The sequence below is a fragment of the Pseudomonas sp. Mb7 genome (assembly GCF_054790525.1).
This window is the reverse complement of sequence record NZ_CP186501.1, coordinates 5,992,239-6,018,401: the sequence shown is the minus strand read 5'-3', so window position 1 is coordinate 6,018,401 and position 26,163 is coordinate 5,992,239. Positions and strand designations below refer to the sequence as shown.

Here is a 26,163-nt window from a genome sequence, read left to right as displayed (position 1 = left end):
GCAGTAACACTTCATGAATCAGAAAAGAACCCGCATTCCCCTGCCCCATCCGCCGCCGTATCGCCAGAGCCGGACAACCTTCTGGCTGACCGTGCTCGTCGGCGTACTGATTGCCTTCGCCCTGTGTGCATCGATCTACATACTGATCGACAGCTGGATCAGCGGCGCCATCACCACCACCAACCGTGGCCCCAAGCACACCTATTACCTAGCTGTGCAACCACGACGGTTCTGGATCGAGTTTGTCTCGCAAAGCCTAGGAACCGTGTTTCTGCTGGCTGCCGGGGTGTTCGGCCTATGGATTTATCGCAAAGTGCAGGAGCCGGGGGAGAAGCCCAAAGGCAAGCGCATACGACGATAATCAGGTCAGCGGTTTCAGAGCGTATTGACGTAGTCGATGGGCAACAGAACGGTATCCACGGCGGCATCTACCGGTAGCGATACGACAGTTATCAAAGGGCAAACGATCGTGACATAACAGATCACCGCTGTTGGCTTGCCGTCGTCATCCCTCACGCCGAGCAGGCGTAAATTGCCGTCGACACCCTTGTAGTAAGGCTCTGGCGAGGCGCCACTCAAGCGCCCCGTCATCGTTCCACAACCGGCCAACAGCGCAACAAGGCTCGCCACGGAGCCAAAACGCAAAATCCCTTTCAATTCCAACATCCTTCTGACCATAAAGCGTGAGGGCCGCGATTGTACGCACAATCAACCGCGACCTCCGCGCCTGGCACCCGTGATTAATCGCTCGGGGCCTGTGCGAAATGGACTACAGACCGAAACCACCAAAAGCGCTCTTCGCCAGCAACTTCCTGCAACACCCATCCCGTCTTCCTGCTGGCTTCGCAGGCTCGGCCGACATCCTTCGCAAGCGGTTCTCGGCATGCTGACGCTTCTGTTTTCAATGATGCGGAAAATTCGATGAGCCAGCTGAAACCTGCTGACCTGCAAGACCCGAAAATCGATTCATTGCTGGGCGATCTTGGTGAACTGATCCGTCAGGCACGGCAAAAAGTGCTGCGTGTGGTCGATACGATTCAGGTTCAGACCTGTTGGCAGATTGGCCGGCATATTGTTGAGTTTGAACAGGAAGGCGCCCGGCGAGCGGGGTATGGCAAGCAGTTGCTGGCCATACTGGCGAAGGATCTGACGGTTCAATTCGGGAAGGGATTTGATGAGACCAACCTGCGCAAGATGCGCCTTTTCTATCAGACCTTCCCAATTCGAGACGCACTGCGTCCCGAATTGAGCTGGACGCACTATCGCAGGCTCCTGCGGGTTGAAAGTGACAAGGCTCGCCAGTGGTACATGGATGAGTGCGCCACCCTCAACTGGTCCAGCCGCGCTCTGGATCGCCAGATCAATACGCTCTACTACGAACGCCTGCTGATGAGCCGGGACAAGGCCGGTGTGATCGACGAAGCCACAACCAACATTGCCGCCCTGAACTGCCATCCACGCGAGTTCATTCGCGACCCCGTCATTCTCGAGTTTCTCGGCCTGCCATCGCCGGGCAAGGTCAACGAAACCGGACTTGAGCAAGCGCTCATCGATCACCTGCAGAGCTTCCTGCTTGAACTGGGCAAAGGGTTTTCCTTTGTCGCTCGACAACAACGCATCAGCGCCGGTGGCTCGGATCTGTACATCGATCTGGTGTTTTACAACTACTTGCTCAAATGCTTCGTGATCATTGATCTCAAACGCGGCCAGCTCAGTGCGCGTGATGTCGGACAGATGGACATGTACGTGCGCATGTACGACGAACTCAAGCGCAGTGAAGGCGACAAACCCACTGTCGGGATCATTCTGTGTTCACAGGACAACGAGGCCGTCGCGCGCTACTCAATACTCAAAGGCAGTGAGCAACTGTTTGCCAGCAGCTATAAAACGGTGCTGCCAAGTGTGGAAGAACTGCGAGCGGAGCTGCAAAGAGAGCAAGCATTGATCGAGGAACGCTTACTCACCGAGTCCACTGAATAAGCGCTGCGGATTGTCCGCTGGATGCACTGAGACTATTGTTGCCAGCTACCCGCGAAGGTCGAGCGCCATGAGTTTTCAGGACACGCCTCCATTGCCAGCTCTGCAGCGCAAGCCGCTATTGGCCGCCGAGCTGCAAAATGAAGCCTTCAAGGAAACAGCCGCCGACGGTTTTGTCCTTGGCGGTTTCACCTGGCGTCATGCCCTGCCCGACCTTCAGCGCCCGGTGGTGATCATCAACGCCGCCACGTCAGTGCGCTGTCGCCATTACTCGCGTTTCGCGGCGTATCTGTTCGCCAATGGTTTCGACGTGATCATCTTCGACTACCGTGGCATCGGCGAATCTCGACCCGACTCAATGAAAGGCCTTGATGCCTCGTGGACAGACTGGGGCGCGCTGGATTTCGAGGCGATGCTCAAACGCGCACAACGGCAATTTCCCGGCCAGCCGATCGATGTGGTCGGCCACAGTTTTGGTGGCTGCGCCGCTGGCCTCGGTGAGTCGGGAAAGTTTATCCGACGGTTGGTCACCGTCGGTGCGCAGTTCGCCTACTGGCGCGATTACGCCCCCGAACAGCGCTGGCGCATGTTCGGCAAATGGCATGTGTTGATGCCACTGCTGACGCTGGTCTGCGGTTACTTCCCGGGCAAACGTCTTGGCTGGCTGGAGGATACGCCGGCCGGTGTAGTGCGCGACTGGAGCACGCCTGCAGCGCGTTACGAACAGCGCCCCAGTGGTCGCGCGTTGATGAAAAAGAGCGGCGCCCTGCCCTTCGCCAACGTCCGCGCACAGACACTGGCGATCAGCATCAGCGACGATCCCTACGGCACCCTTCCCGCCATCGAACGCCTGCTCGACTACTTCAGTAACGCTGCAAAAACCCACTTGCGCATCGAACCGCAGGACATCAACGAACAACAAGTCGGACATTTCGCCTTTTTTCGCAGCGCATACCAAGCCACACTATGGCCCATCGCTCTGACCTGGCTGCAAACCGGAGAACTGGCCCCCGATACTCCCGGGCGGCAAGTGCCGCGCAGCTGAGCCCCTCTCAACGCACGACGGAACACATCATGGCCTCCGCCAACAAGCAGCAAAAACGCGCCACCCGGGCCAAAGCCAAGGCCAAACAGAACCGCACCAAACGCGCCGAAGCGCCGGTCGAGCTGGACCCGAACGATGATCGCATCGACTTCGAATCGGTGGACCTGACCGAGCTGTTCAAGAAAATGATCGACGCCGAGAAGATCAGCCAGCAAGCGCTGTGCACCGCGTTCCTCGAAGACCCGCTGCTGGAACTGGTCTACGAGCAGGAAGGCGAAGAAGGCGCGATGGATTTCATCCTCGCCGCGCTGATCGAGTATCGCCAGTGGTCGCAGGAAACCGACGAGGCCGGCGCGCTGGCGTGGATCGAATCCCCGGCCTTCCAGGCCGACTATGTGGCGGCGTCCGACGCGATCGCCGCGCAAACCCAACAGAAGAACTGAGTTCCCATGGCATCCCTGAACAAGCAACAGAAACGCGCCAAACGCGCCAAGGCCAAAGCCAAACAAATCCGTATGGTCGGCCGCAAGCCGCTGGACCAGGACGAAGACCTCGACCACCTCGCCGAACCGATCCCGGAATACACCCTGGCGATGTTCAGCAAAATGCGCGACGCCGAAGCCGTCAGCCGCAACGAGATGCTGCTGACCCTGCTGCGCGAACTGGCGTTCGTCATCGTTGACCATCCAGAGCTGCTGGACATGGAAAACGCCGACAACGAAGGCATGGCCGCCACCCACCTGGCCGCCGACATGCTGATCGACTACCGCATGTGGGCCGAAGGCGTAACGATCGAAGAGGCCCAGGCCTGGCTGAGCGAGCCACAGTTCATCACCGATTTCGGGGTTGCGCTGGATGCTTATGGCAAGTCGGTTGAAGACACCGAACCCAAGTCCGAGTAATTTTTTCCGCTTCACGTCCACGCACGATCAGGAAAAGGAAGTCAGATGAAGACAGCAGACTCACGCGAGGACGGGCAAATCCCGAAAGCAGAAGACTCAGCAGCGAACCTCGAGAGCGACCCTGTTAAATCTCTCAAACAACCAACTTGGGATGAATGGTTCGACGGAGAGAAATGCAGCTCAGACTTCATGCTCTCGCGAGAGCAAAGCTGATTCGGATCTGAAGCGCAGAATATTTCGAAACCGTTAGCAGAAACAAAAACGGCCGCTAGTCATCACTGACAGCGGGCGTTTTGCGTTACGCGTAACGGATCAGTTCAACACCACCGCACCACGTTTTTCCAGTTTGCGACGGCGTGCCACCAGCAAACCGGCAGCCACCACCATCAGGCTCAGCAGACCAGTCGCGAGGATCTCCACGCGGTGCGCTTCCTGGAACAACATGATGGTCAGGGCCGCGACGATGAAGATGATCACCGCGTAGGTCAGGCCCGGGAACAGCCACATGCTGAAGACGATTTTCTCGCCGCGCGCCATGCGTTGTTTACGCATACGCAGTTGCGAGAAAGCGATCACCAGGTACACCAGCAGTGCAATCGCGCCGGAGCTGGCCAGCAGGAATTCGAACACCGCCGCCGGGGCCACGTAGTTGGCGAAGGTGCACAGGAACGCAGCGCCGGTGGACAGCATGACCGCCCAGTAAGGTGTGCCGCTTTTGTTCACCCGAGTCGCCATGGCCGGTGCATCGCCACGCTTGCCGAGGGAGAAGAGCATGCGCGACGAGGTATACAGCGCCGAGTTCAGGCAGCTGGTCACCGCGACCAGCACCACGATGTCGACGATCATTTTCGCGTTCGGGATGCCCATGCGCTCAAGCACGGTCTGGTAGGAACCGAGGTTGGCCAGCGTAGGATCGTTCCACGGCACCAAAGCCACAACGATGAAGATCGACACGAGGTAGAACAGGCCGATCCGCCAGATCACCGAGTTGGTGGCCTTGGAGATTTGCTTGCCCGGGTTCTTCGATTCCGCGGCCGCGATGGTCACGATCTCGGTACCCATGAAGGAGAACATGGTGGTCAGGATCGCACCGAGTACCGCGCCCATGCCGTTGGGCAGGAAGCCGCCGCTGTCGAACAGATGCGAAACGCCGCTGACCTGGCTGTTCGGCAGAAAGCCGAAGATCGCCGCAAGGCCGAGGATGATGAAGCCGATGATTGCCAGCACTTTGATCAGTGCGAACCAGAATTCGAACTCGCCGTAATTCTTTACGCTGAACAGGTTGGTGACGGTCAACAACAAGGTGATGACCAGCGCGAACGCCCAGATGCCGACATCAGGGAACCATGCATGGAGAATGGTAGCGGCGGCGTTGGCTTCCAGTGGAATCACCAAGACCCAGAACCACCAGTACAGCCAGCCGATGGTGAAACCGGCCCAGTGCCCGATGGCACGGTCGGCGTATGTCGAGAAGGAGCCAGTGTCCGGCGAGGCAACGGCCATTTCGCCGAGCATGCGCATCACTAAAACCACCAGGGTACCGGCGGCGGCGTAGGCCAGCAGCACGGCAGGGCCGGCGGCAGCGATGGCGTGGCCGGAGCCAACGAACAGACCGGCGCCGATTACACCGGCGATCGACAACATGGTCACATGACGCGGTTTGAGCCCCTGTTCGAGGCCATTGGAGCTTGGGGTACTGCTCATCGAAACTACCTTTGCAAGGAAAGCGATTGCGTCCGGCCCGTCTGGCATTTTCTTTCTCGTAAAAAGAAACCAACGGGGCGTTCCTTATTCTGCACGCAAGTTTTGCGCCAAAATGTTTCAAACTCTTCTGTGCCGCGGCTTTGCGCGCGACCGGACAGTCATCGCAAGTCCTTGGATTTAATGGCAATCCGCCAGAGCGTTACCCTGCGACTCACTTTTCAAACGAAACAGCGCACCAGAAACACACTGAAAAAGTGTGGGATGCACAATAAAAGGGCGATTCAGGAACGTTCGGCCGGATAGCGCTTCCAACACCCCGCCAAAGCTGGCAACATCGCGCCTTTTTTTACGCGACACCCACGGGTTTGCACGATCAAACACCCGTTCGGTTGTTGATGGGGCGACAGTCTGCTGTGCCGATGCGACAACCTGCCACATGCCACCCGTTAACCGCTCGTAGCGCTGTTGGCTGCCATTGAAACGCTATGCTAGCTTGGCCGCCTCGCCAGGAAGGCCATCCAACAGCAGGAGCGCAACATATATGAGGAACGCACATGGCTGAGGCCACGCCCGCGCTTGAAATCCGCAACTTGCATAAACGCTACGGACAGCTTGAGGTGCTCAAAGGTATCTCGCTGACCGCACGCGACGGCGATGTGATCTCGATCCTCGGTTCCTCCGGTTCCGGCAAGTCCACGTTCCTGCGCTGCATCAATCTTCTTGAAAACCCGCACCAGGGCCAGATTCTGGTGGCCGGCGAAGAACTCAAGCTCAAATCCGCCAAAAATGGCGAACTGATTGCCGCCGACGGCAAACAGATCAACCGCCTGCGCTCCGAGATTGGTTTTGTGTTTCAAAACTTTAATCTGTGGCCGCACATGAGCATCCTCGACAACATCATCGAGGCACCGCGCCGCGTGCTCGGCCAGAGCAAGGCCGAAGCCATCGAAGTGGCGGAAGCGCTGCTGGCCAAGGTCGGCATCGCCGACAAGCGCCATGCCTACCCGGCGCAACTGTCCGGTGGCCAGCAACAACGCGCAGCGATTGCCCGCACCCTGGCGATGCAACCGAAGGTGATCCTGTTCGATGAACCCACCTCGGCGCTTGACCCGGAAATGGTTCAGGAAGTACTTAGTGTCATCCGCGCATTGGCCGAAGAAGGCCGCACCATGCTGCTCGTGACCCACGAAATGGGTTTCGCCCGTCAGGTCTCCAGCGAAGTGGTGTTCCTTCATCAGGGCCTTATAGAAGAGCAAGGATCGCCTCAGCAGGTGTTCGAAAACCCGCTTTCGGCGCGCTGCAAACAATTCATGTCCAGCAACCGCTAACGGAGCAACATGCATGCAGAATTTTAAAAAGGTCTTCCTGGCCGCCGCCGTCACCTTGGCGTTCAGCGCCGGTGCCATGGCCGAAACACTGAAGATGGGCATCGAAGCGGCTTACCCGCCGTTCAACAACAAAGACGCCAGCGGCAACGTGGTCGGCTTCGACAAAGACATCGGCGACGCCCTGTGCGCGAAGATGAAAGTCGAGTGCACCGTGGTCACTTCCGACTGGGACGGCATCATCCCGGCCCTGAACGCGAATAAATTCGACTTCCTGATCTCCTCGCTGTCGATCACCGACGAACGCAAGGGCGCGGTCGACTTCACCGACCCGTACTACTCGAACAAGCTGCAGTTCATCGCACCGAAAAACGTCGACTTCAAAACCGACAAGGACTCGCTGAAGGGCAAGTCCATCGGTACCCAGCGTGCCACGCTGGCCGGCACCTGGCTGGAAGACAACTACGGCAGCGATCTCAACGTCAAACTCTATGACACCCAGGAAAACGCCTACCTCGACCTGACGTCCGGTCGTGTCGACGCGATCCTCGCCGACAAGTACGCCAACTACGACTGGCTGAAAAGCGACGCGGGCAAGAACTACGAGTTCAAGGGCGACCCGGTTGTAGAAAGCGACAAGATCGGCATCGCTGTGCGCAAGGGTGACAACGAACTGCGCAACAAGCTGAACGCTGCCCTGAAGGAAATCGTCGCCGACGGTACCTACAAGAAGATCAACGACAAGTACTTCCCGTTCAGCATCTATTGATCCTGACCTGTGGGACTGGCGCCGTGATTGCACGGCGCCGGCTCCCGACTTTGCCTGCCGCAATTTGAACAGAAACCCATGATTATCGACCTCTACGGATTCGGCCCGGCCCTCGCTGCCGGCGCGCTGATGACCGTCCAACTGGCTCTCACCGCCCTATGCCTGGGACTGGTGCTCGGCCTGCTCGGCGCCTTGGCCAAGACTTCCCCGTACAAGCCGCTGCAATGGCTTGGCGAAACCTACTCGACCATCGTACGTGGTGTGCCGGAACTGCTTTGGGTTCTGCTGATCTACCTCGGCACCGTCAAGACGATGAATGCCATTGGCGAATACTTTGGCAATCCAGACCTGGCGCTAAGCCCCTTTGTGGCGGGCGTAACCGCACTCGGACTGTGCTTCGGCGCCTATGCCACGGAGGTATTTCGTGGCGCCATCCTGGCCATTCCGAAAGGACACCGTGAGGCCGGTCAGGCCCTGGGCCTGTCGAAATGGCGGATCTTCACCCGGTTGATCATGCCGCAGATGTGGCGCATCGCCCTGCCCGGCCTGGGCAATCTGTTCATGATCCTGATGAAAGACACCGCTCTGGTGTCGGTCATCGGCCTGGAAGAAATCATGCGCAATGCGCAGAACGCCGTGACCTTCGCCAAGCATCCATTCACCTTCTATCTGGTCGCAGCCGTCATGTATCTGGGCCTGACCATATTGGCGATGGCCACCATGCACTTCATGGAAAAACGCGCCGCCCGTGGCTTCGTGAGGACGACGTAATGGAATGGGAAGTCATCTATAAGTGGCTGCCGAAGTTCTTTCAGGGCGCCGTCCTGACACTCGAACTGGTGGGCATCGCCGTTATTCTCGGGTTGTTGCTGGCGATTCCTCTGGGCATCGCGCGCTCCTCCAAGCTCTGGTTTGTTCGCGCATTTCCTTACGCTTACATCTTTTTCTTTCGTGGCACTCCGTTGCTCGTACAACTGTTTCTGGTCTACTACGGCCTGGCTCAGTTCGACGCCGTACGCGACAGTTTCATGTGGCCGTATTTGCGAGAACCCTTCTGGTGCGCTGTCGCCACGATGACCCTGCATACTGCCGCCTATATCGCCGAAATCCTGCGTGGCGCCATTCAAGCGATCCCGCCGGGCGAGATCGAAGCCGCGCGTGCACTGGGCATGTCCAAGGCCAAGGCATTGTTCTATATCGTCCTGCCGCGCGCCGCGCGCATCGGCCTGCCGGCCTACAGCAACGAAGTCATCCTGATGTTGAAGGCCAGTTCTCTGGCGAGCACGGTGACCTTGCTCGAACTCACCGGCATTACCCGCACGATCATTGCCCGCAACTACCTCCACGTGGATATGTTCTTCACCGCAGGCGTCATTTACCTGCTGATGTCGTTTGTTCTCGTTCAGGCATTCAAACAGCTGGAGCGATGGTTGCGCGTCGATGCCTGCCAAGGGCGTTGACTCCTCCTGCGTGCTGACGGGCGAGGAGTTACTCGCCCGCTTCACTGCGCTGGATGCTTTTCTGACAACGCATCAGGTGCTGTGGAAACCTCGTCCGTTCACTCATCTTTCGCTTGCCTGGGAAGCGTCCTACCCGGAGCTGGCCTTGTGGCTACGCGGGCGCTCACTGGAAGACGCGGAAAGTGCTCACAACCAACCCGCTGATCTGGCCGATGCGCCGCAGCCGTTTGCTTCATTGGCGACGCTGTCGGCTGAGCTGAGCGCGGTCGGTGAGTTGCCGGGGCATGCGCTGGAAGCTGCGGGGCATCGGCTGAATGTCGATGTACCGGGGCGCAAGTGGCAGCAGATTGAAGCGTTTGCCAGTCGTTTGTCTTTTTCCTCGCAACCGACGCACTGGCTGGATTGGTGTTCCGGCAAGGGGCATGTGGGCCGGCGGTTGTTGAGTGATGGCCAACAGTTGACCTGCGTTGAATACGATCCGGCATTGGTCGCCAGTGGTCAGGCGTTGAGTCAGCGCCATCATTTACACGCGCTGCATGTCGAGCAGGATGTGTTGGCAGCGAATGCTTCAAGTGTATTGAGCGCAGCCCACACACCCGTCGCCCTCCACGCCTGCGGCGATCTGCATGTGCGCTTGATGCAACTGGCCAGCGCTGCCGACTGCCAGCAAATGGCGATCGCGCCTTGCTGTTACAACCGCATCAGTCGCAACGAGTACCAGGCGTTGTCCTCTGTCGGTTTGCGATCCGTCCTACAGCTCTCGCTCGAAGATCTGGCTCTACCCATGAGCGAAACTGTCACCGCCGGTGCACGGGTCCGACGTCAGCGTGACACCTCCATGGCCCGGCGCTTGGCTTTCGATTTGCTGCAACGGCAAGTACGTGGAATAGACGAATACCTGCCCACCCCGTCCCTGCCCAGCGCCTGGTTGGACAAAACCTTCGCCGATTACTGCCGCGATCTGGCAGCGCTGAAAGAGTTATCCACAATCGGCTCGCCAGATTGGTCGACACTGGAAGCCGCCGGTTGGCAGCGGTTGGCCGAAGTTCGCAACCTCGAATTGCTTCGCGGATTGTTCCGACGACCGCTGGAGCTTTGGCTGAATCTGGATCGGGCGCTTTTCCTCGAAGAACAGGGATACGTCGTACGCCTCGGCACCTTTTGCGACACCTCACTCACACCGCGTAACTTACTGCTGCTCGCCGAACGCGCTCAAAACGTTACAGCCTGTGGATAACTCTGTTGATGGATTTGCCGTGGATCCAATATCTGCGCCTGTTTCGTCGCCTTAACAACACTGGTCATTTTTTGTTCACATAAATAAAAAACCTGTAAAACAGGGATTTGCGAACAAAATGAGAATGGGTTCACAAAACCTCGCCTGAGTATGACTTCGTGCCTCTCAGTTGTGCATAAGCTGCCAATCAAAACGACATAACCGCCGAATAATGGCGCTCGCCGAGCGAATAATTTCGCCCTCGCGAAAGCCGAAACTCCACTGCCTGTCCTGCAAAACAGCCCTATCGTGCGTAAGGCACAAATGCTGCGTTACGCATTGCGCAGTGCTTAATTTGCCGCGATGCAAAAATAGTCTGAATTCAGGGGTTTACAGGATCTTCCCAATCGCTATAATCGTCGCCCACACGCCGGTATAGCTCAGTTGGTAGAGCAACTGACTTGTAATCAGTAGGTCCCGGGTTCGACTCCTGGTGCCGGCACCATATAAAACAAGGGCTTGCAGCGATGCAGGCCTTTTGTTTATGTGCTTTACGTAACAACCCACGTAACAAGCACACAAATCATTTCAGCGGCATATCCGCAAATCTTGCTCAAGGCTCTCTTGGCCTTCTTCTGCAAGGGCAACGCCGGACGAAGATCTGAGCGAGCAGGATCGAAAATGGCCTCGTCAAAAGCCGCTGTTCGACAAACTCAAAATCTTCCTCTCTCACACAATGAGAAATTGCCGCCGCTCTTGCTGACAGCTATGGTAGGGCGTTGCTTATGCCCGACCTACTCCATGCAAAGGCCCCTCATGGTTCAGTGTTTCTTCTATCGCCTTGAGCCGGTCATCAGACCTTGTGGGGATGACCAAAATGGTCGTGGCCGATCGAACCTCCTCATTTCGAAAAATCCGGGACACTGCACGCTGGTGCCGCTGTCTATTGATTTATGGACAAATCAATGAAAAAGCTAGGTAGTGACAACCTGATCACCCATCGTGTGGGCGTAGCACGGTGGGAGAATACTGTCCGCAGGAAGTCTCGCGTTTACAACCCGTACCGCTACCAAGAGCAAAGAAAGATCGGTGATCAAGTATTGATCACTGCCCCGGTCTCTATTTCTATCTACGACTTCTCAGAAAATAAGAAAAAGTGCGCTTATACGCAAACACTAAGATTTCTTAACCGCATTGAAAGATACCTGAATAAAAATGACTGCCTAATAGACTTCAGCAATACTTCTAAAGTATCTGCAGCAGCATTGGTTCTTGTCTATGCTGCTATTGAGAGAGCAGTGGAAGGGCGCACAGGCAAAGCAGATATAATCTGGTCAAAAAAGCACCACCACGTCAATAGCGCGATAAAGTCTACCAATCTTCACAAAGTTATTACGGGCGAAGCTATTGAGTATGACTTAAAGAACATCAAGACCCTCCCCATTATTTCAAGTTTTGGCAATGAGCATATGGAAGAAATCATCGATTTCATCCAGAAACGCATTTACAAAACAATGAGTCCTGACACGGAGTGGGTATATGCTGATGCCATTTCCGAAACTATCAACAATGTAGGTCTTCACGCCTACCCTGGAAATCGAGAAAAAAAATGGTGGTTAATGTGCACCACCATTGGCAACCAACTGTATCTCGCAATCTATGATAATGGCATCGGCATTCCTAAGACTGTTGTTGATCGTCCTTGGTTTCTGTCGTCGCTAAAATCGACGCATCCTACAGATCACCAACAGATAGTCGACTTATTTCCAGAATATTTGAAATCCGGAATAGGGATATATATTCCTACAATCATTCCAGATGAGCGCTTGATTCACCTCTCTATGCAGGGTGATGTTACAGGAACAAAAATGGAGAAACACGGCCAAGGGAGCAAGAGTATAATGGCGCTTGTAGGCGATACACCCGATGGTAAATTATGGGTATTTAGCAATAATGGGTTATATACATTTCGGCAAAGTGATCAGAGTTCAGGCGAAGCTAAGCTGAAAACGAAATTCCCAGGAACCCTAGTTCAGTGGAACATTAAAATATCATGAGCCAAGAACCGTACATCATTACTATAGTCGATGATTTCAGCAGAACACCATATGGTCGCTATCCAACTGACGGGCCTGCTAGCGGACAAACCTTTCGCCAAGATTTGCTCGCTCCAAAGCTCCGAGAGTATGACAAGGTTCATGTAGTTCTCGACGGCTATAACAGATATGGCCGCTCCTTTTTAGATGAAGCCTTTGGCGGATTAATTCGTGAAGAAGGATTTACCGGTGAGCAGCTTAGGCGAAAGCTAACATATTCGCATAGCCTGATCAAAAGCATGAACAATGTCATCGCGGAGAGAATAGATGCAGCGGAGAAGGCACAGCAATGAACTTTCAAAACCTTCCAGCTCAACTGATTATTTTATTGTGCGGATGGTCGTTCACGCTATATTTAGATCACCGCTCAAAGCATAGGGCGGAAGCTATCAAGCGGAAGGATTATATCATCTCAAAAATTGATGATATCGCTGACTGGCTTGACTCTGAGGTTTCAAAGGATAACTTTCAGCCGGCACGAACAGAATCAAGCCTTGCAGGAATGATCACTCAGATTGAGTTGAAAATGGTTCAATTCAACTCTCACGTGAAAACTGAACTTCTCGACCCTTCGAGACTTTCGACTTTACGCGACATCAATCTTGAACCGCGGCTCAACACTGAAAGCGAAGCGAATACCGTCGCGAAAATTGAAACGAGTCAAGACGGAATATCTAAGGCAGAAAAAAATGATCTCTCATCCATTTACTACGAGATGAGGGATTTATCCTCTGACCTCATAGAAAATATTGAGAGCAGCTGTAACTCATATTTTTTTCCTGAAAATAGATTCCCAGCTATTCCATCTGACTGGCCTCAGCATATAGGAGCGTTTTTATTTGGTGTATTCATGTCTGTGGCCTTGTTCTGCCTTTACGATTTGATGCAAAACACCACAACGTTCACTCGCCCGCTTTACGATTTTTTCTCAGAAAAAAAAGTTAATCCAGTTGCCACCCCTTAAGGCGCTTAGCAGCGCCATCTTAACGGCGCTGCATGTGCCCAGCCGTTTATCAACCGGTCACAACCATGCCAAGTCCCGCTTCCACTGTTTGGCTGGTAGAAAGATGCGGCAATGCCCATCACCATTCCGCGGGATCACGCATATGCCCGAAACATCCCGGAATAGGGACAGCTTGCGACTCACAACCCACAGCTATCTACAGATCTACAGTTCGCCCCCTCACAAGCAAGATGACTAAAATTTGCCGCCCTGCAAAAAAAGAGTAATAAAGGTGATATACCCTCCCCAATCCACCTGTAGGCCGCGTTCTGTAAGGCTTTCAGCGATTTCCAAAAAGGTGATATTTGAGTGATATAGAAGTAATCGTATTACTCTTTTACAAGGTGATATTGCAAGACCACGAAACCCAATGAAACCGGGGGTTTGGCGGGAAAATCACTTTTCATATCACTTCATATTACTTTTCCATGTGATATCGAAAGCCCAGTTAAACCGGAGCTTCCAGAGCATTTCTCCGCCGTATCACCTTTATTACTCTTTTTGAAAAGCCCACCCCGTTCCTGAGATCAAATCTCATCTACATGACGTATCCCCAGGCTCGGTTTAGACTGGCTGCAGTTCCTCAAACTGCCAGGAGTACCCATGCGCCAAGTCACCAAAATCCCAGCACTCCCGATAATCGAAATATCGAAAGAAGGTCGATATTGGCGGGTGGATTGGGATTACCAGGAAGCGCCTGAAAGCAAAGTCTTAAATGACAGAAAAGAGTTTTTGAACGGGTATATAAGCGGTCTCCTTGACGCATTCGAAGCCTCCGCAGGCGACTTCTCTCTACCGTCTGCCCGTACCGGCACAGTCAAAAAGCTGAGTGAGGAAAAAGCTCAAAAGCTGGCGAAGCTGCTTACAGACCTTCTGCACTCGAACGTCAAAGCGGAACATCGTCGGCTGTTAAATGCCGCCGAAGTCAGTGAATTGATTGCAGGAGCGAGAGTGAAAGACCCTGCAGTAGGTTGATACTGGACAACCCAAGCACGACGGGGCTCCTAGCGCTTCCGTTACTATAAAGCGCAGATGCACGGCTTGCCTTTCGCCGATCTGCGCTAAAAACGAAAACTGGCATTCTCTTCACTTTTTCGATGCGCCGCCCTTATCAGCCGGGCCTTTCAGAATCACCACCCTCTCCTGCCAACCAATGCACGTTGTGCACGCTCGTAGCAATATTTTTCAATTCCTTTCAAACAGTGAAACCGCCAAACGTCCCACAGACCCCGCTGGGACCATGGGCGGGGCTGGGCTTTACACCGCCACGCCGCTTTGCAAAAAAAAGGGACACAAAGCCCGCCGGCGGGAGGGGGATAAGTGCTTTTTCGCCACTTTTTTTTAAGAGAGGATCGATTTGTTGCAAACAGTCTGAGTATCCGCAGGGCTGCGTCACCATTAACTCCAGCATTTCGCGTGCAGAGCTTAGAGATTCGCTAACACTGCCGTAGTCGCATGATCGCGTCTGTTAACGCTTGTGCATTTGTGTCCATGGCTTCCATGGCGACGAGTGCATTATCTGCAACATTCGCCGCGCCACTCTCTGAGAGCCATTTGGTGATCTCCTCGATTGCCGCGCCTAGGGCATGCTGGTTGTGTAGGAGCAATGTCAGAGCATCCGCTGTGGCGATCTTGCAGTCCGAGTTATCCATCATGGTTGCGTCCTTGAAAAGTGGTTCGGGAAGCCTAGCCCATCCTTCGAATGGTTCGCTGGTCGCTGCTAGCTTAGAGAGCCATAAACCGTCTCTGCCGCCAGTCGGCCTAATGATGTGAGGCGGTATGCATGCCGATATACTGTTTGCATATACAGTATCTGAAATGAGCAGGCAGTACCGATGAATAGAGAATCTGCGAGGGTCGTTATCTCGGGAACGCACGGAGTTGATCAATGGTGGGTCATGCTGCGTGACGAGTCGACGTTACTGGCAAGGCCCGGTGCTCATCACAAAGCTTTGCTCAGGCAAGCGCATGCGCTGTACCAGGGCCAGGTGATCGATACTGATGAACTTGGCGAATTGCTTGAATTAGCGGACGCGGCGCTGGCCTACGCCGTTGAGTCGTTACTTGACCTCGACGCTGACGAGTAGGAGACCCCATGCACGTGCTTGTAACGCCTATGCGATTACGTGGGGTTGCACTGGATCCGAAGGAACGGCGCCGTTATCCGGCGATCCGGGGCAATGTCATGGTTAATTCTACTAACTGTCATGAGTTAGGCCGGGCTGCGAATGTTGCACGCGTTGAGGTTGGAATGCCGCTCGATCCGGATCCGCTGCCACCTTTGCTTGACGCAACTCTGGCGGGAATGGCCGTAACCGGGTTCGTATTGAGTGGTATCGAGTACGTCGAAGGTTGCGCCTATGCACAGTCTTGGTGGTGTCGACTGGAATAAGAGCCGCAGGGGCCAGTGACCCCTGCGGTGATATCCCTAAATTTCCCGAGCGAGAATAAGCAGACGGATCGTCCAATAAGCCGCTTGGAGCGCCCGAATCATTTCTTCAGGCAGGTAACGATTTATAAGTATCTTCATATAAAGATGCTCTGAGGGTTGATAGGATCGCAACTTAATACAAGCTGCGATAGTGTCCTACCCACCTGACAACTCAACCCGCCGACAAGGTAACTAATCAATATCATTCGTTAAATAATGATTATTTCCTACGTTCGGAAAAGCTCACAACTAACGCTTTTTGACAAGTATTCTTGCTTGACTGGCCTGTCACAGAGCCATACCCTTTGAGATTCCGGTAACAAAGAAGTACAGCCTTAGGTAGTTAGGAAGGATGCTAACACAGCTTTTCTGACGTGGAACAGCCAATGCGGCACATCCTAGGAACACAACAAAGCCTGCGTCTACGCAGGCTTTGTCGTATCTGGTCGCCGGTCACATTATTTTTTTTGCACCGGGATCCGGAAACACGAGGGTTTGAAGTGTGAGCCGCTCAGTCCTGTTTACGGTTTAGCGTAAACCCCACCAATCCACCTAAACACTATAAACACTAAGAACAATCCGACGAACGGTAGACAGCAACTAAATCTGTCTGTCTATCTGACGACCAAACTTTGACATAGTTACTACGCAACTATGTACTAATACCGCATAACCATTTATGCGCGCACTCTCAATAGTAAACTCTGACCTATTGAGTTATGGGCTGCAGCGCTGCCGCACTCAATGCCGCCCGCGCTCCATTTCCCGTGAACGCTGCCGCGTTGGAAGGTACGGGACTCGCGCCGTGAACGTGCGCTGCGATCTGGGCGTTCATCTGCTCGAGCAGATCGAGTACGTCGCAAACCACTTGGAACAGATTCACACTGTCCGAACCGATCCAGTTTTTCGGCGCTTGTAGACGCTGCCCTTTGCTGGCCACACTTCGGCGCAACCCTTCAATCCGTTCCTGCATATCACCGCCCACCGTGGCGTTGTGCTTCTGACCTACCACAAGATTCAGATCCCGGCCGGTAGCCTGGTGCAGATCGTCCACCGCCGCCAAGCTCGCGGATCCACCCGACATCAGCTTGAGCGCACCCAGCGCCTCGATCTTTTTCACACCACCCACAGTCTCGGTCGAATGGTCATCGATCGTCTGCGTGTGGCTCTGAAACTGCTCGCGGTTATCCAGGGCTTCAACTTCGCGCTCGATCGCCTGATCTCGGATCTTGCCATCGGTCTGGCGCAGCCAATTGCCGTCGGCGTCGACGCGTTGTTGGGCGGCCTCGCTGTGCTGCCACACCTGATCCCCTTTCGGCACCTTTGGCATGCTCAACCCGTGCGGCAAGATCGATTGGATGTAGGGCTTGTTCGGTAGGCCGTAGGCGAAGCACACCACGACCCGCGTGCCCTCCTCCGGAAAGGCGTAAATGCCCATTTCCTCGCCACCGGTGGGCAGCGGCAGAGGAACGCCAGTGAGCGGCGGCATGGCCGGATCTGGCTCGTCATCCGGGCCGAGTACGACAATGTCCACGGCGTAGCGCGGCCGGAAGTCATCGCACAGTCCGGCGTCCGCCGGCGCGTCGGCCACGGCAGTTACCTGGGCAAAGCGCGGCAGGTGATAGCCACCGGTGAGTTCGGGGAATTGGCGCTCTACAGCGCGGCGGATTGCGTCGTCCATCGGATGGCCATCTGGTCATTGGCGAGTGCCACCGTGGTGATGCGCTCGCCGTTGTTGATCGTTGCACCTGGTCGCAACCCGGGAAGGGCCGCGACCATTGCGCTCTGGTTGCCCTGGTAGCCGTCGAACAGCTCCGTGGGAATTTGCAGCGGCGCACGTGCGCCGAAAAAACTGTCGGCCCAACTGCCGGCGAACACTTCACCATTGCCCAGCTGGTGCCAGGTGAAGTCGGGAATGCTGAACACTCGGGCCAAACTGTCCATAGCCTGGTAACCGGCAGCGAGGCTGTAGAAATACGGCGCCTTCACGCTGGCATAAGGCCGATCGGGAACACGAAAGCGAAGCCCGGTCTGTTCGCTTACCTGTGCCAGCACGGCGCGCAGATCCACATGACGCAGGTTCAACGGCAACGGGTTGGCCAGCACGGCGGCCAGCTCACGGCAGAACAACACCTGTTCGACCGCGTTGGCGGCCGTGCAACGCTCGACGTAGCCGATAAAGTGCCGTTGCAGCGTGCCCTCGTTGTAGCCGATATCCAGCGTCACCAGCCCTTTCAGCGGCACAGTGGATTGAACTGTGAAGTTCGCTCGGCCGGGGCTGGTAGCGTCCAGCCTGACGTCCTCCTTGATGAGAGCGATCGGGGCGCCGTTGATGGAAAGTATCTTGTGCAGTTTCACGTCTGCTCACTCCCGCCCAGCCACTTATCCACACGTCCCAGCACTTTTTCAAAGCCGCTCAGCGCGGGGTTGTCACTGGTTGCGTCGCCGGCGCCGCCTTCGCCGACCGTACTGCCCGGGGCGCCTTGAGCGTCTACCTTGTTGCCAGCGCGCCGGCCTTCGACTCTCTCCGGGTTCGATTCGCGTTCGCTCAGCGTGAATTGCACAAGCCAGGCTTTCAGGGTGTCGGCTTCCCGCGCACTGACGCCGTCGGAGAACTCAACCTGACGCACGCCGAAGGTTTCGGCCGTGTCGTTCACGATCCGATACAGATGCAACTGACCGCCGCCGGCGGTGGCTTCAGCCATGCGCAACAGATCCGTCATCTGGGTTTTATCCACAAAGGGAATCATCAGTGAGACGGCCAGCGTCTTAGGCTTGAAGCCTTTGTGAGCCTTGTCAGTGTTGCTGGTCTGGCCGGACATATCGCCGCTTTCGATTCGCAGGTTGGCCGTGACTTTGAGGTTCTTGCCTTGGACTTTTTGCCCGTCGAGTAGCAGCGTCATAGGCCCACCAGTTCCTGGACGAAACTCAGCCCTTCTTTGCTGCCGACCAACAGCAGACCGGCGCACTGAATCCATTCGTGACCCGGGGCGTCGCCGGCCAACAGTTCGCGGCGTAGTTCGCCGGCAGTGCCCGGGCCGATCAACCGCGCGCGCATGCTGACGTCAGGGTTTCCCCCAGCCAGCAACTCTTTCAGATCAGCCAATTGCTTATCCCGTCCCTGCTGCTGGGCGCTCTTGCGCGCTGCCAGCGCTGCAAGATCGGCCAACGGCGAGCTGTCGGCGGCGTAGCCTTCCAGCACGGCTATTTGCCCCGCCATCGACTGTTTGGAGGCTTTGACCACGGTGCAACGTTCCAGCGGCAAACCTTGCCAGCGCGGCAACGGTCCGGCGCCGGGGATCTCCCACTTTTCGCTCTCCAATTTCAGCAGGTGTTGCGCCCGGCGCTCGGTGCGCACCAGGTCAGGGATGGGCAGCAGTGCATTGAATCGCGCCAAGCCGCTGGCCAGCTGTTCCAGGCGCGTGCCCAGGAACAGGATCGACAGCGCGTATTGCGGCCCGGTCGGGCGCCCGCTGTCGCTGGCGTCTTCCAGTTTCTTGGCGAGATGCTCCAGCGCGTTGGGCGCTGACAGAAAGCGCTGATAGCCCGCGCCCTGGCCAACGCCGCTTTGAAATGGCGTCACCACCAGGCACGCCGGAACCTGACCCATCTGCTCGGCAAGCGCTGCACGTCCGGACGCTATCGCACTTTGGGCGGCGTCACCGACTGGCCCCGGGTTGGTGCTGACCAGGCCGCTCAGTCCAGCCAGACGCTGGGCGGTGCTGGCCAGTTCGCCACCTGCCAGATCCTTTGCCGCTGACAGCCCAACCATCCACTGCGTGGCCTGCTCCGGCCAGCGCATCGTCACCGGTGCCCAGGTCATGCCGGCGGCGTCCAGGTAATGGCTTTCATTGCCTTCAGATTTTTGTCTTTCTGCGCCTTTGCCACAGCCTGGCGCAGTGTTTCCGCGTGCTGCTGCGCCGCCTGCCGGAAGCGCACCAGGTCAAGGCTGACTTTCTGCAATTGTTCGATGGTGTGCGGCCGGAAAGTCATTACCTGATGAGCGTCATAGCATGGGTAAACATCGTCCAGGCCCAGCAATACCTGGCCGTTCAAATTCACCTGGTCATCGATCGCGCTGCTGTAGTGATATGGCTCACCTAACGCGCTGGAATTGAAGCCGCCGGCGATGTAAGCCGCGCAGTCAGTAGCGATTGCTTGCAGTTTCTTTTCACGCAGAGCAGCGAGCACAGCGTCGATGTCATCTACCCATTCGCCATTCTTCCAGACCTGATTAGGCCCGGGCTTCTTCATGGTGAAACCCGCCGGCATCACTTCGAAACCTTCCAATGTTCGCGGCTCGCCGGTGTCGGTGCTGTACACCACGACGCCGCCGAAGTAATCCACAAGCTGCCAGGCTTTGCCGTTCCACCACGCGGCTTTGTGTTCCGGAACCGCTGGTGGTGCAGCTTCCACGCAGCCACCGGGGATCAGATACACGCCCTCTTCCAGCGGTGATTCCTCAGCCTTCACGGCACCAATAAAGATGCCGAGATAGTCGGTCTGATAAACGAGTTTTTCAGTCATTCTCGATCTCAATACTTGATGCAGTAATAAAGGGCCATGTTCTTCGGCCGGGTTTCGGTACCACCATTGGCGGCGACGGTCACGGCGTGGGTGTGGGCACCGCCGCCACTGACACCAACGTTGTGCGCATGCTGGCCAGCGGCACCGATGCCGACGTTGTGTGCGTGGTTTCCCTGGTAGTCGGTTCGCATCGGTCGCCCGTCGGCATTCTTCCCGCCGCCGATCTCAAGCTCCGTCCAGACACTGCCGCCTGCTGGGTAACCAACGTTGACGCCGGCGCCGTTGTCGACAGTTCGGAACCCGTGTTCATGGTTACCCTGGGCATCAGTCCAAGCGCTGTGGACGTGGTTGCCTTGCGCATCTGTCCAAGCGGTGTGCAAGTGATCACCTACTGCAGCGGCCGAGGCTGTGTGAGCGTGCAAATGCAGAGCCATGTCCTGAAACGATCCGAAAGCCCGGCCGGGATCGACGCCGCGACCGTCATCAAACGCACGGGGGAACAGACCGCGCATGTCCGGCACGTTGAACGTGGTTGTTCCGTCACCTGCCCCGTAGTGCGTGCCGATGCGTGCGAACAGGCCAGCGAATGCAGTACGCGAGATAGCGGCGCCGTTGCATGCAAGCCAGCCCGCCGGCGCCGAATACATGCTGAAGCCGGCAACCATGCCGGTCATCGAGTCGCCGACTTGCTTCTGCAATTTGTTCAGCGCGGCGGTCGTCGCCAGAATCTCGCTACTGTTGGTGGTTGGGTCGTCGCTCTTTGCGTTGGGCAGGTTGCCGAGTCCGACGTCTTCTTTGGTCGTCGCCCGGGCGCGGAGATTTGCGTAATCACCCTCACGCGCCGCGAAGTGTTGAACGAGTGGCCCGGCAATTGGCTCCGGCTGGCGCTCATCCCAGAACGCGGTCGGCGACGTGTAATGGGCGATCGGCACGCAGTAATGGCGCGCGCCGGCGGCGTCGGTGTAGTCGGCCTGTTCGCCATAGACGACTTTCCACGTCGCTACCCGATTGCTTAACTGCCGTTCCAGGCAGACGTCGAGGGTGATTTTTCCTGCTGGGATAGCGCCGGTGATTGGCAGCGCCTTCGCCAGTGAAACCCGGATACCTTCGATATAAGCCGTACCCGCACCCAATTGGAAGCCGCTTTCGCCTTTGCCGAATGCCAGCGAGTTACCGAAAAAGCAGGCGCGTCCGTACAGATCGCGATTGCTCAGCCGCTCACGCTCATCGATGCCGGCAAGACGCACCGTAAAGTCATGCTGCCAGGTGCTGGCATCAATCGTGATGCCGGTCAGTTGCATGGCACCGTCATAGGCCACCAGAAAGTTTCGGGTGACGTTGTTGCCGATCTGCTGCGGTGGGATGTTCTTGCGCTTCTGCTGCAGCGGCACGTAGGACACGGCGAACAGAAGGCCGTCCGCATCCTCAAGGCCGACCCAGTTAAAGTCCCAGTCGCCGATATCCGACCCCAACTGGGCGCTGTACACGACCTGGTTGGGATTCACGAATCCGGCGTTTTCTTTGGGGATGTCGTAGACCTGGACAATCTGCGCCGCCGGCGGTTTGCCGGCAGCGCGGTCGACCGGGGTTTCAGGATTCAGGTCGGGCACGTTGGCGAAGATAAACCGCGTGATGGTCAGCGGCTTTTGTTGACCTTGTTTCAGGGCGATTTGGCTTTCGCCGGCCAAAGTAATACTGGCGCTCACAGTGCGCTCCTACAGGCTGGCAACCAGCGTTTGCTGGTCGTCGTTGAAGTCGATCAGGGCGATTTGCAGCCCTACGGGGGTGATGGTCACGAAGTCATAACGGCGGCAGGTGCGGCCGTACTGTTGGATCAGCACACGCAACAGTTCAGGGTTCAAAGACAACTGAGCGTTGCTGAATTTGAGCAGCACGACGTCCCAATCGCGGTCGGGCTGGCGCTCCTCGATCTCGACATAACCCACGCCAAGACGCATAAAAATGCGCTTCAGGCCGGCGGTGCTGCCGGCGTCGACGGAGTTGATAAAGGCGTATTTCACCCGCAGCCGGAACAGGGATTCCGGTTCGCCTTGAAAGCGCGTCACGTCGCGTTGCCAGGCCCACAGTTCAAGAATGCTCATGTGGCAGGTGTCAGGATCAATCTGCGAATAAGGCCAGCGCAGCCAGCCGCTGACGGTTTCCCACCACGCCTGTGCAGCAGCCACCAGCTTCGACAGCTCAGTGCCACCGAGCCAGAACGGCAGTTTGATTTTGATCATTGCAGGTTCACCTTTACCGACGTCAGGCGGGGGATGTTCAGACCACTGACGACGTCGACGCCGGGGGCAAACCGCAGTGAGGCGATATCGGCAAACTGCTGGTGCAGTTCCTCCGCGAGTCGACTGAAGCTGAAGCGCGACTGGGGATAAGTGAGCGTCGGTTGATAGTCGCGGGGCGTGCTTTCTCTGAACGCTGCCCGGATGAATAGCTCGATCTCACCCTTCAGCGAGTCGATTTGCTCGGCGCTCAAATTCGGTTGCGGCCAGAGGCTCATCACGACACCCACTGGCACTTCCGGCATGACCATGGCCAACAGATCATCACCGTGGCCGTGATTGCCCAAGTCGCGGATGTGCGAATTGATTTGCTCCAGGTAGGTCACCGCTGGCACACCAGCGTCGAACAGCACGTAGGCATTTGCACTGCCCGGCCCACGCGGTGCACCGTGTTCAAAGTAAACGCCGTCCGGACGAACGCCCGGGAAGGCCGAGATCATGGCGCGATACACCGCGTCGGTGTGCCACTGGTTTACCGCCGAGAACTGGTTGCGCACACGCAAACGCAGTTGGTCGTTCGGCTCCGGATCCGCACCTGGCGAATCCAGCCAACCGTCCTTGTTCACCACCTGGACAATGCCCGGTACCGGAACTGGCAGGATGGCGTAGTAACCCGGGGCAAGATTGAAGCCGCTACCGGATTCGATCGCCTCCACCGGTACTTCCAGCTGCAGCTGGCCCGCGATGAACGTCGCCGGCGCCGTGGTAATCAATTGGTACACGTTGCCGTTGATGGCGGCGGACTGCACCACAATGCCTTTTTCCAGCTCCAGAACGCCGTCCGGCAGCGCCCTGGTAAACAGCAATTTACCGCGGGCCTTGGTCGCGCCTTTACGCTCGACGTTCACCGCCCAGGCGAGCATGTCCAGCCAGGCGTCCACCGCGGTTTTCACAAAGAAGTTCGGCAGCACCGTCAGACACAGAAAATCCAACAGCCACAACACCGGTTTGGTCACCAGCGCCGTCATCACCCGCCAGAACGGCGAATAACTGCTGGTGTTGGCCACCTTGGCGCCTTGGGCTTCGACCTCCTTTTCCCACGCTGCCTTCAAGCCGGCCTCCGTGGTCGGAATGCCGGCGTCGGCGATCACCTTTTTAAAATCGACCTGGCTCACAGACTTACCTCAATCGAACCGAATTTCATGGTTTTCGCAGTGACCAGGTACACACCTGGTTCCTGCTGGGTGATGCGTGCCGTACCAGGCACCAGGCGCTGATCGTCTTCCACCAACAGCTCCAGCTGCTGGATACAGTCGCGCTGTCGCAACCGATCGCGCTCGGCCACCAGCGTCACCAGCAGCCCGCTATCACGGATCATGTGGGCTATGTCCTGGGCGATGCAGGCGCGGTCATCGATGAGCAACGGCTGGTGTGACGGATCCAGTGCCAGGTCGTTGTTCGCGATCAACAGGTCTACGTACTCGCTCATCCGCCGACCGCCATTGCGACCATGTTTTCCACTTCCAGTGGGTTCATCGGTTTGGCGGTGTGAATGTTCACGTTCTCCACATGCGTGCCCTTGTTCTGGCTGCTGTTGTTGTTCTGGATGCTGGTCAGCAAGCCGCCGGGCGGCACCGCCGAAGGGCGCGCCGGCGAAAGGCTGGGGATTGCTGCGTTGATGGTTTGCTGGGCTTTCTGCGCGGCGTTGGCGGTGTCAGCGGCATTGGTCGCGGCATCGACGCCGGGCACTTCAGGCATGCCGCCGAAACGCGCTTCGATGTTCACACCCGGGATGCTGTTCAGCAGCTCGATCACGCCGTTTACGGCCTTGGTGAAAATGCCGACGATGCTGTCCCATGCGGCCTTGGCCATGCCTGACCAACCGCCCATGGAGTTGAACCAGTCGGACAGTTTCTGGAGCTTGTCAGCGACGAACTGGAACGCGGCCGTGTTCATCAGGGAGGACGTCCATTCGTCCCAGTAGTGAACCGCCGCGACAATGACCGCCACCAGCGCGAGAACACCGACCACGATCCACACCATCGGGTTGGCCAGCAGCGCCGCGTTGACCAGCCAGATCGCGCCCTGCCACAGCAGCATGGCGCCGCGCACCAGGGCGAGGCCGGCGCTGAGCGTGTAGATCACGGCCATGTACGCCAGGATCGCCAGTTTCTGCAGGACGAAGCCGGCGACCGTGCGCAGGTTCAGCAGCTGAACAACCTTCCACACCGATAACAGGCCCAGCCAGGTCATCCGAGCAACGCCGACAACGACGGTCAACAACGACATGGCGCCAATGATCGCCATGATCGTCAGCGCGGTGATGCCTATCACCCGGGTGATGTTGGGAAACAGCTGCGACCAGCGCACCAGGGTTTTCCCGATGTCGACCATCTTGTTCATAAACGGTGTCAGTACCGGGATTAGCACCTGGCCAAACACCACACGCATGACCTCGACCAGGGACGCCCACTGTTGCCAGGGATCGACCATGGCCCTGGCCATCTGCTCGGCATTTTCCAAACCGCGCACCTTGCCCAGTTGCTCGATGCCGTTGCGCAGTCGATCGGTGTCCTTGGCCAGCGCGCCGATCACCTGGGCACCTTCGCCGCCGAAGGCCTCCATTAACTTGGCCCCGGCCGACGCGCTGGTCAGATCCCCGAACTTGCCCTGCAGCTTGTCCAGAATCGCCATCATCGGTAGGACTTTGCCCTGCTGATCGGTGAACTTCATGCCAAGTTTTTCCGACGCCGCACCGATGTTTTCGAAGAACGCCTTATAGCGCCCGCCGGCGTCGCCGCCCTCCATGGTGCTGCTGAGCGTGCCGATCACCGCCATCTGTTCGGCAAGGTCGACGCCAGATGTGGTGGCGATCGCGCCGGCCTCCTTGAAGGCGTCTTTCATCGCGGCGCCGCTGGTGCGGAACAACTGCACGGCCAGCGCGGTTTGCCCGCCGAGTTTTTCCACCCACGCGCCCTTCCCCATCGCATCCGCTTGGGACTTCTGCAGGTTGTAGAGCGTGCCGACGTATTCGCCCATGGTTTCGGCGTCGGACTTGGTGGCCTTCGCCAGCAAGTTGCTGGTGTTGGTGAACGTGGCGAGCTGGTTGCCGGCAAGCCCCTTGATTGCTCCCTCGATCAGGTAAGCCGAGGCCACAAAATCCTTGGCTTTCTCGCCGTAGCTCACCGCAAATTCCAGCGACTTGGCATTGAGCGCAGACAACGCATCCTCGGCCACGCCCAACGATCGGACGTCGCCCAGGGCGCGATTGACCTCCAGCGCCGGTTCCATGGACTCGCGAATCCCGACCACTGCTGCCGTCACGCCGGCCATGCCCAAGCCGATCGTCTTGATGTGCTTTTCGCTCTGATCCGCAAGCTCGGAAAAGCCCATTTTCACCTTGCCCAGGGGCGCGGTGACCTTGTCGGTCAGGCTCAGGATGAAAGCCAGGCTGGCGCTACGGTCTGCCAA

At 56.9% G+C, this 26,163-nt stretch carries 29 protein-coding genes and 1 tRNA gene; 17 read left to right on the top strand and 13 right to left on the bottom strand.

Going from position 1 to position 26,163, the window contains the following annotated elements; genetic code table 11:
- Positions 1-13 precede the first annotated feature (13 nt).
- Positions 14-361, top strand: coding sequence for a hypothetical protein (locus tag ACOYXH_RS27280; protein ID WP_460410100.1), 348 nt, complete (start codon positions 14-16; stop codon positions 359-361).
- A 14-nt stretch (positions 362-375) separates the two neighbouring features.
- Here ACOYXH_RS27280 and ACOYXH_RS27275 read toward each other — a convergent pair whose 3' ends face one another.
- The gene (locus tag ACOYXH_RS27275) at positions 376-666 is read right to left on the bottom strand and encodes a YceK/YidQ family lipoprotein (protein WP_176471275.1); all 291 of its coding nucleotides are present in this window, start codon (positions 664-666) and stop codon (positions 376-378) included.
- Between the two features lie 255 nt (positions 667-921).
- Here ACOYXH_RS27275 and ACOYXH_RS27270 point away from each other — a divergent pair, with 255 nt between their 5' ends.
- The 4 genes from ACOYXH_RS27270 (at position 922) to ACOYXH_RS27255 (ending at position 3,924) form a co-directional block, all read left to right on the top strand.
- The gene (locus ACOYXH_RS27270) at positions 922-1,980 is read left to right on the top strand and encodes a PDDEXK nuclease domain-containing protein (protein WP_460410099.1); all 1,059 of its coding nucleotides are present in this window, start codon (positions 922-924) and stop codon (positions 1,978-1,980) included.
- Positions 1,981-2,047: 67 nt separating this feature from the next.
- Positions 2,048-3,022 carry an alpha/beta hydrolase family protein gene (locus tag ACOYXH_RS27265; protein ID WP_460066742.1) on the top strand — a complete coding sequence of 325 codons (975 nt, stop codon included), beginning with the start codon at positions 2,048-2,050 and terminating at the stop codon, positions 3,020-3,022.
- Positions 3,023-3,051: 29 nt separating this feature from the next.
- Positions 3,052-3,465 carry a hypothetical protein gene (locus tag ACOYXH_RS27260; protein WP_008080543.1) on the top strand — a complete coding sequence of 138 codons (414 nt, stop codon included), beginning with the start codon at positions 3,052-3,054 and terminating at the stop codon, positions 3,463-3,465.
- Positions 3,466-3,471: 6 nt separating this feature from the next.
- A complete protein-coding gene (locus tag ACOYXH_RS27255; RefSeq protein ID WP_095125292.1) occupies positions 3,472-3,924 on the top strand; it encodes a hypothetical protein in 453 nt (150 codons plus the stop codon).
- 312 nt (positions 3,925-4,236) lie between these two features.
- Here ACOYXH_RS27255 and gabP read toward each other — a convergent pair whose 3' ends face one another.
- Positions 4,237-5,628 carry a GABA permease gene (gene gabP, locus ACOYXH_RS27250; RefSeq protein ID WP_007909168.1) on the bottom strand — a complete coding sequence of 464 codons (1,392 nt, stop codon included), beginning with the start codon at positions 5,626-5,628 and terminating at the stop codon, positions 4,237-4,239.
- 554 nt (positions 5,629-6,182) lie between these two features.
- Here gabP and ACOYXH_RS27245 point away from each other — a divergent pair.
- From ACOYXH_RS27245 to ACOYXH_RS27200, 10 genes are all read left to right on the top strand, one after another.
- A complete protein-coding gene (locus ACOYXH_RS27245; protein WP_093430016.1) occupies positions 6,183-6,956 on the top strand; it encodes an ABC transporter ATP-binding protein in 774 nt (257 codons plus the stop codon).
- Between the two features lie 13 nt (positions 6,957-6,969).
- Positions 6,970-7,722, top strand: coding sequence for an ABC transporter substrate-binding protein (locus tag ACOYXH_RS27240; protein ID WP_095047150.1), 753 nt, complete (start codon positions 6,970-6,972; stop codon positions 7,720-7,722).
- Between the two features lie 78 nt (positions 7,723-7,800).
- The gene (locus tag ACOYXH_RS27235; RefSeq protein ID WP_095047149.1) at positions 7,801-8,493 is read left to right on the top strand and encodes an ABC transporter permease; all 693 of its coding nucleotides are present in this window, start codon (positions 7,801-7,803) and stop codon (positions 8,491-8,493) included.
- Positions 8,493-9,182 carry an ABC transporter permease gene (locus tag ACOYXH_RS27230; protein ID WP_095047148.1) on the top strand — a complete coding sequence of 230 codons (690 nt, stop codon included), beginning with the start codon at positions 8,493-8,495 and terminating at the stop codon, positions 9,180-9,182. The genes ACOYXH_RS27235 and ACOYXH_RS27230 overlap by 1 nt, the downstream gene beginning before the upstream one ends.
- Positions 9,163-10,419: a methyltransferase gene (locus tag ACOYXH_RS27225; RefSeq protein ID WP_460410098.1), complete on the top strand. Its 1,257-nt coding sequence runs from the start codon at positions 9,163-9,165 to the stop codon at positions 10,417-10,419. Before ACOYXH_RS27230 ends, ACOYXH_RS27225 begins: the two co-directional genes overlap by 20 nt.
- A gap of 408 nt (positions 10,420-10,827) precedes the next feature.
- Positions 10,828-10,903, top strand: a tRNA-Thr gene (locus ACOYXH_RS27220).
- Positions 10,904-11,363: 460 nt separating this feature from the next.
- Positions 11,364-12,455, top strand: coding sequence for a hypothetical protein (locus ACOYXH_RS27215; RefSeq protein WP_460410097.1), 1,092 nt, complete (start codon positions 11,364-11,366; stop codon positions 12,453-12,455).
- Positions 12,452-12,787, top strand: a complete 336-nt coding sequence (locus ACOYXH_RS27210; protein WP_460410096.1) for an STAS-like domain-containing protein — start codon at positions 12,452-12,454, stop codon at positions 12,785-12,787. The genes ACOYXH_RS27215 and ACOYXH_RS27210 overlap by 4 nt, the downstream gene beginning before the upstream one ends.
- Positions 12,784-13,458 (top strand): hypothetical protein, encoded by a 675-nt coding sequence (locus tag ACOYXH_RS27205; protein ID WP_460410095.1) that lies wholly within the window; start codon positions 12,784-12,786, stop codon positions 13,456-13,458. Before ACOYXH_RS27210 ends, ACOYXH_RS27205 begins: the two co-directional genes overlap by 4 nt.
- A 642-nt stretch (positions 13,459-14,100) precedes the next feature.
- The gene (locus ACOYXH_RS27200) at positions 14,101-14,472 is read left to right on the top strand and encodes a hypothetical protein (RefSeq protein WP_460410094.1); all 372 of its coding nucleotides are present in this window, start codon (positions 14,101-14,103) and stop codon (positions 14,470-14,472) included.
- Positions 14,473-14,933: 461 nt separating this feature from the next.
- Here ACOYXH_RS27200 and ACOYXH_RS27195 read toward each other — a convergent pair whose 3' ends face one another.
- Positions 14,934-15,152, bottom strand: a complete 219-nt coding sequence (locus tag ACOYXH_RS27195) for a hypothetical protein (protein WP_242208863.1) — start codon at positions 15,150-15,152, stop codon at positions 14,934-14,936.
- A gap of 243 nt (positions 15,153-15,395) precedes the next feature.
- On the opposite strand from ACOYXH_RS27195, the gene ACOYXH_RS27190 reads away from it, so the two are divergent.
- Positions 15,396-15,584, top strand: a complete 189-nt coding sequence (locus tag ACOYXH_RS27190) for a hypothetical protein (RefSeq protein WP_460410093.1) — start codon at positions 15,396-15,398, stop codon at positions 15,582-15,584.
- An 8-nt stretch (positions 15,585-15,592) separates the two neighbouring features.
- A complete protein-coding gene (locus ACOYXH_RS27185; RefSeq protein ID WP_460410092.1) occupies positions 15,593-15,889 on the top strand; it encodes a hypothetical protein in 297 nt (98 codons plus the stop codon).
- 748 nt (positions 15,890-16,637) lie between these two features.
- On the opposite strand, the gene ACOYXH_RS27180 is transcribed toward ACOYXH_RS27185, so the two are convergent.
- Genes ACOYXH_RS27180 through ACOYXH_RS27135 form a run of 10 tightly spaced genes read right to left on the bottom strand, consistent with a single transcriptional unit; the run spans position 16,638 to position 26,163 of the window.
- Positions 16,638-17,609 carry a hypothetical protein gene (locus tag ACOYXH_RS27180; RefSeq protein WP_460410091.1) on the bottom strand — a complete coding sequence of 324 codons (972 nt, stop codon included), beginning with the start codon at positions 17,607-17,609 and terminating at the stop codon, positions 16,638-16,640.
- Complete coding sequence (locus ACOYXH_RS27175; RefSeq protein WP_460410090.1) at positions 17,582-18,286, bottom strand: hypothetical protein; 705 nt, start codon at positions 18,284-18,286, stop codon at positions 17,582-17,584. Before ACOYXH_RS27175 ends, ACOYXH_RS27180 begins: the two co-directional genes overlap by 28 nt.
- Positions 18,283-18,831, bottom strand: a complete 549-nt coding sequence (locus ACOYXH_RS27170; RefSeq protein WP_460410089.1) for a baseplate complex protein — start codon at positions 18,829-18,831, stop codon at positions 18,283-18,285. The genes ACOYXH_RS27175 and ACOYXH_RS27170 overlap by 4 nt, the downstream gene beginning before the upstream one ends.
- On the bottom strand, positions 18,828-19,751 hold the full coding sequence (locus ACOYXH_RS27165) for a hypothetical protein (protein ID WP_460410088.1): 924 nt from the start codon (positions 19,749-19,751) through the stop codon (positions 18,828-18,830). The genes ACOYXH_RS27170 and ACOYXH_RS27165 overlap by 4 nt, the downstream gene beginning before the upstream one ends.
- Positions 19,748-20,455, bottom strand: coding sequence for a DUF4376 domain-containing protein (locus ACOYXH_RS27160; protein ID WP_460410087.1), 708 nt, complete (start codon positions 20,453-20,455; stop codon positions 19,748-19,750). The genes ACOYXH_RS27165 and ACOYXH_RS27160 overlap by 4 nt, the downstream gene beginning before the upstream one ends.
- 8 nt (positions 20,456-20,463) lie before the next feature.
- Entirely contained in the window at positions 20,464-22,161 is a 1,698-nt protein-coding gene (locus ACOYXH_RS27155) for a phage tail-collar fiber domain-containing protein (protein ID WP_460410086.1), read from the bottom strand.
- A 9-nt stretch (positions 22,162-22,170) separates the two neighbouring features.
- Positions 22,171-22,695, bottom strand: a complete 525-nt coding sequence (locus tag ACOYXH_RS27150; RefSeq protein WP_141127504.1) for a phage tail protein — start codon at positions 22,693-22,695, stop codon at positions 22,171-22,173.
- Positions 22,692-23,867 (bottom strand): baseplate J/gp47 family protein, encoded by a 1,176-nt coding sequence (locus ACOYXH_RS27145; protein WP_460410085.1) that lies wholly within the window; start codon positions 23,865-23,867, stop codon positions 22,692-22,694. Before ACOYXH_RS27145 ends, ACOYXH_RS27150 begins: the two co-directional genes overlap by 4 nt.
- Complete coding sequence (locus tag ACOYXH_RS27140) at positions 23,864-24,181, bottom strand: DUF2590 family protein (protein WP_116256727.1); 318 nt, start codon at positions 24,179-24,181, stop codon at positions 23,864-23,866. The genes ACOYXH_RS27145 and ACOYXH_RS27140 overlap by 4 nt, the downstream gene beginning before the upstream one ends.
- Complete coding sequence (locus ACOYXH_RS27135; RefSeq protein ID WP_460410084.1) at positions 24,178-26,163, bottom strand: phage tail tape measure protein; 1,986 nt, start codon at positions 26,161-26,163, stop codon at positions 24,178-24,180. The genes ACOYXH_RS27140 and ACOYXH_RS27135 overlap by 4 nt, the downstream gene beginning before the upstream one ends.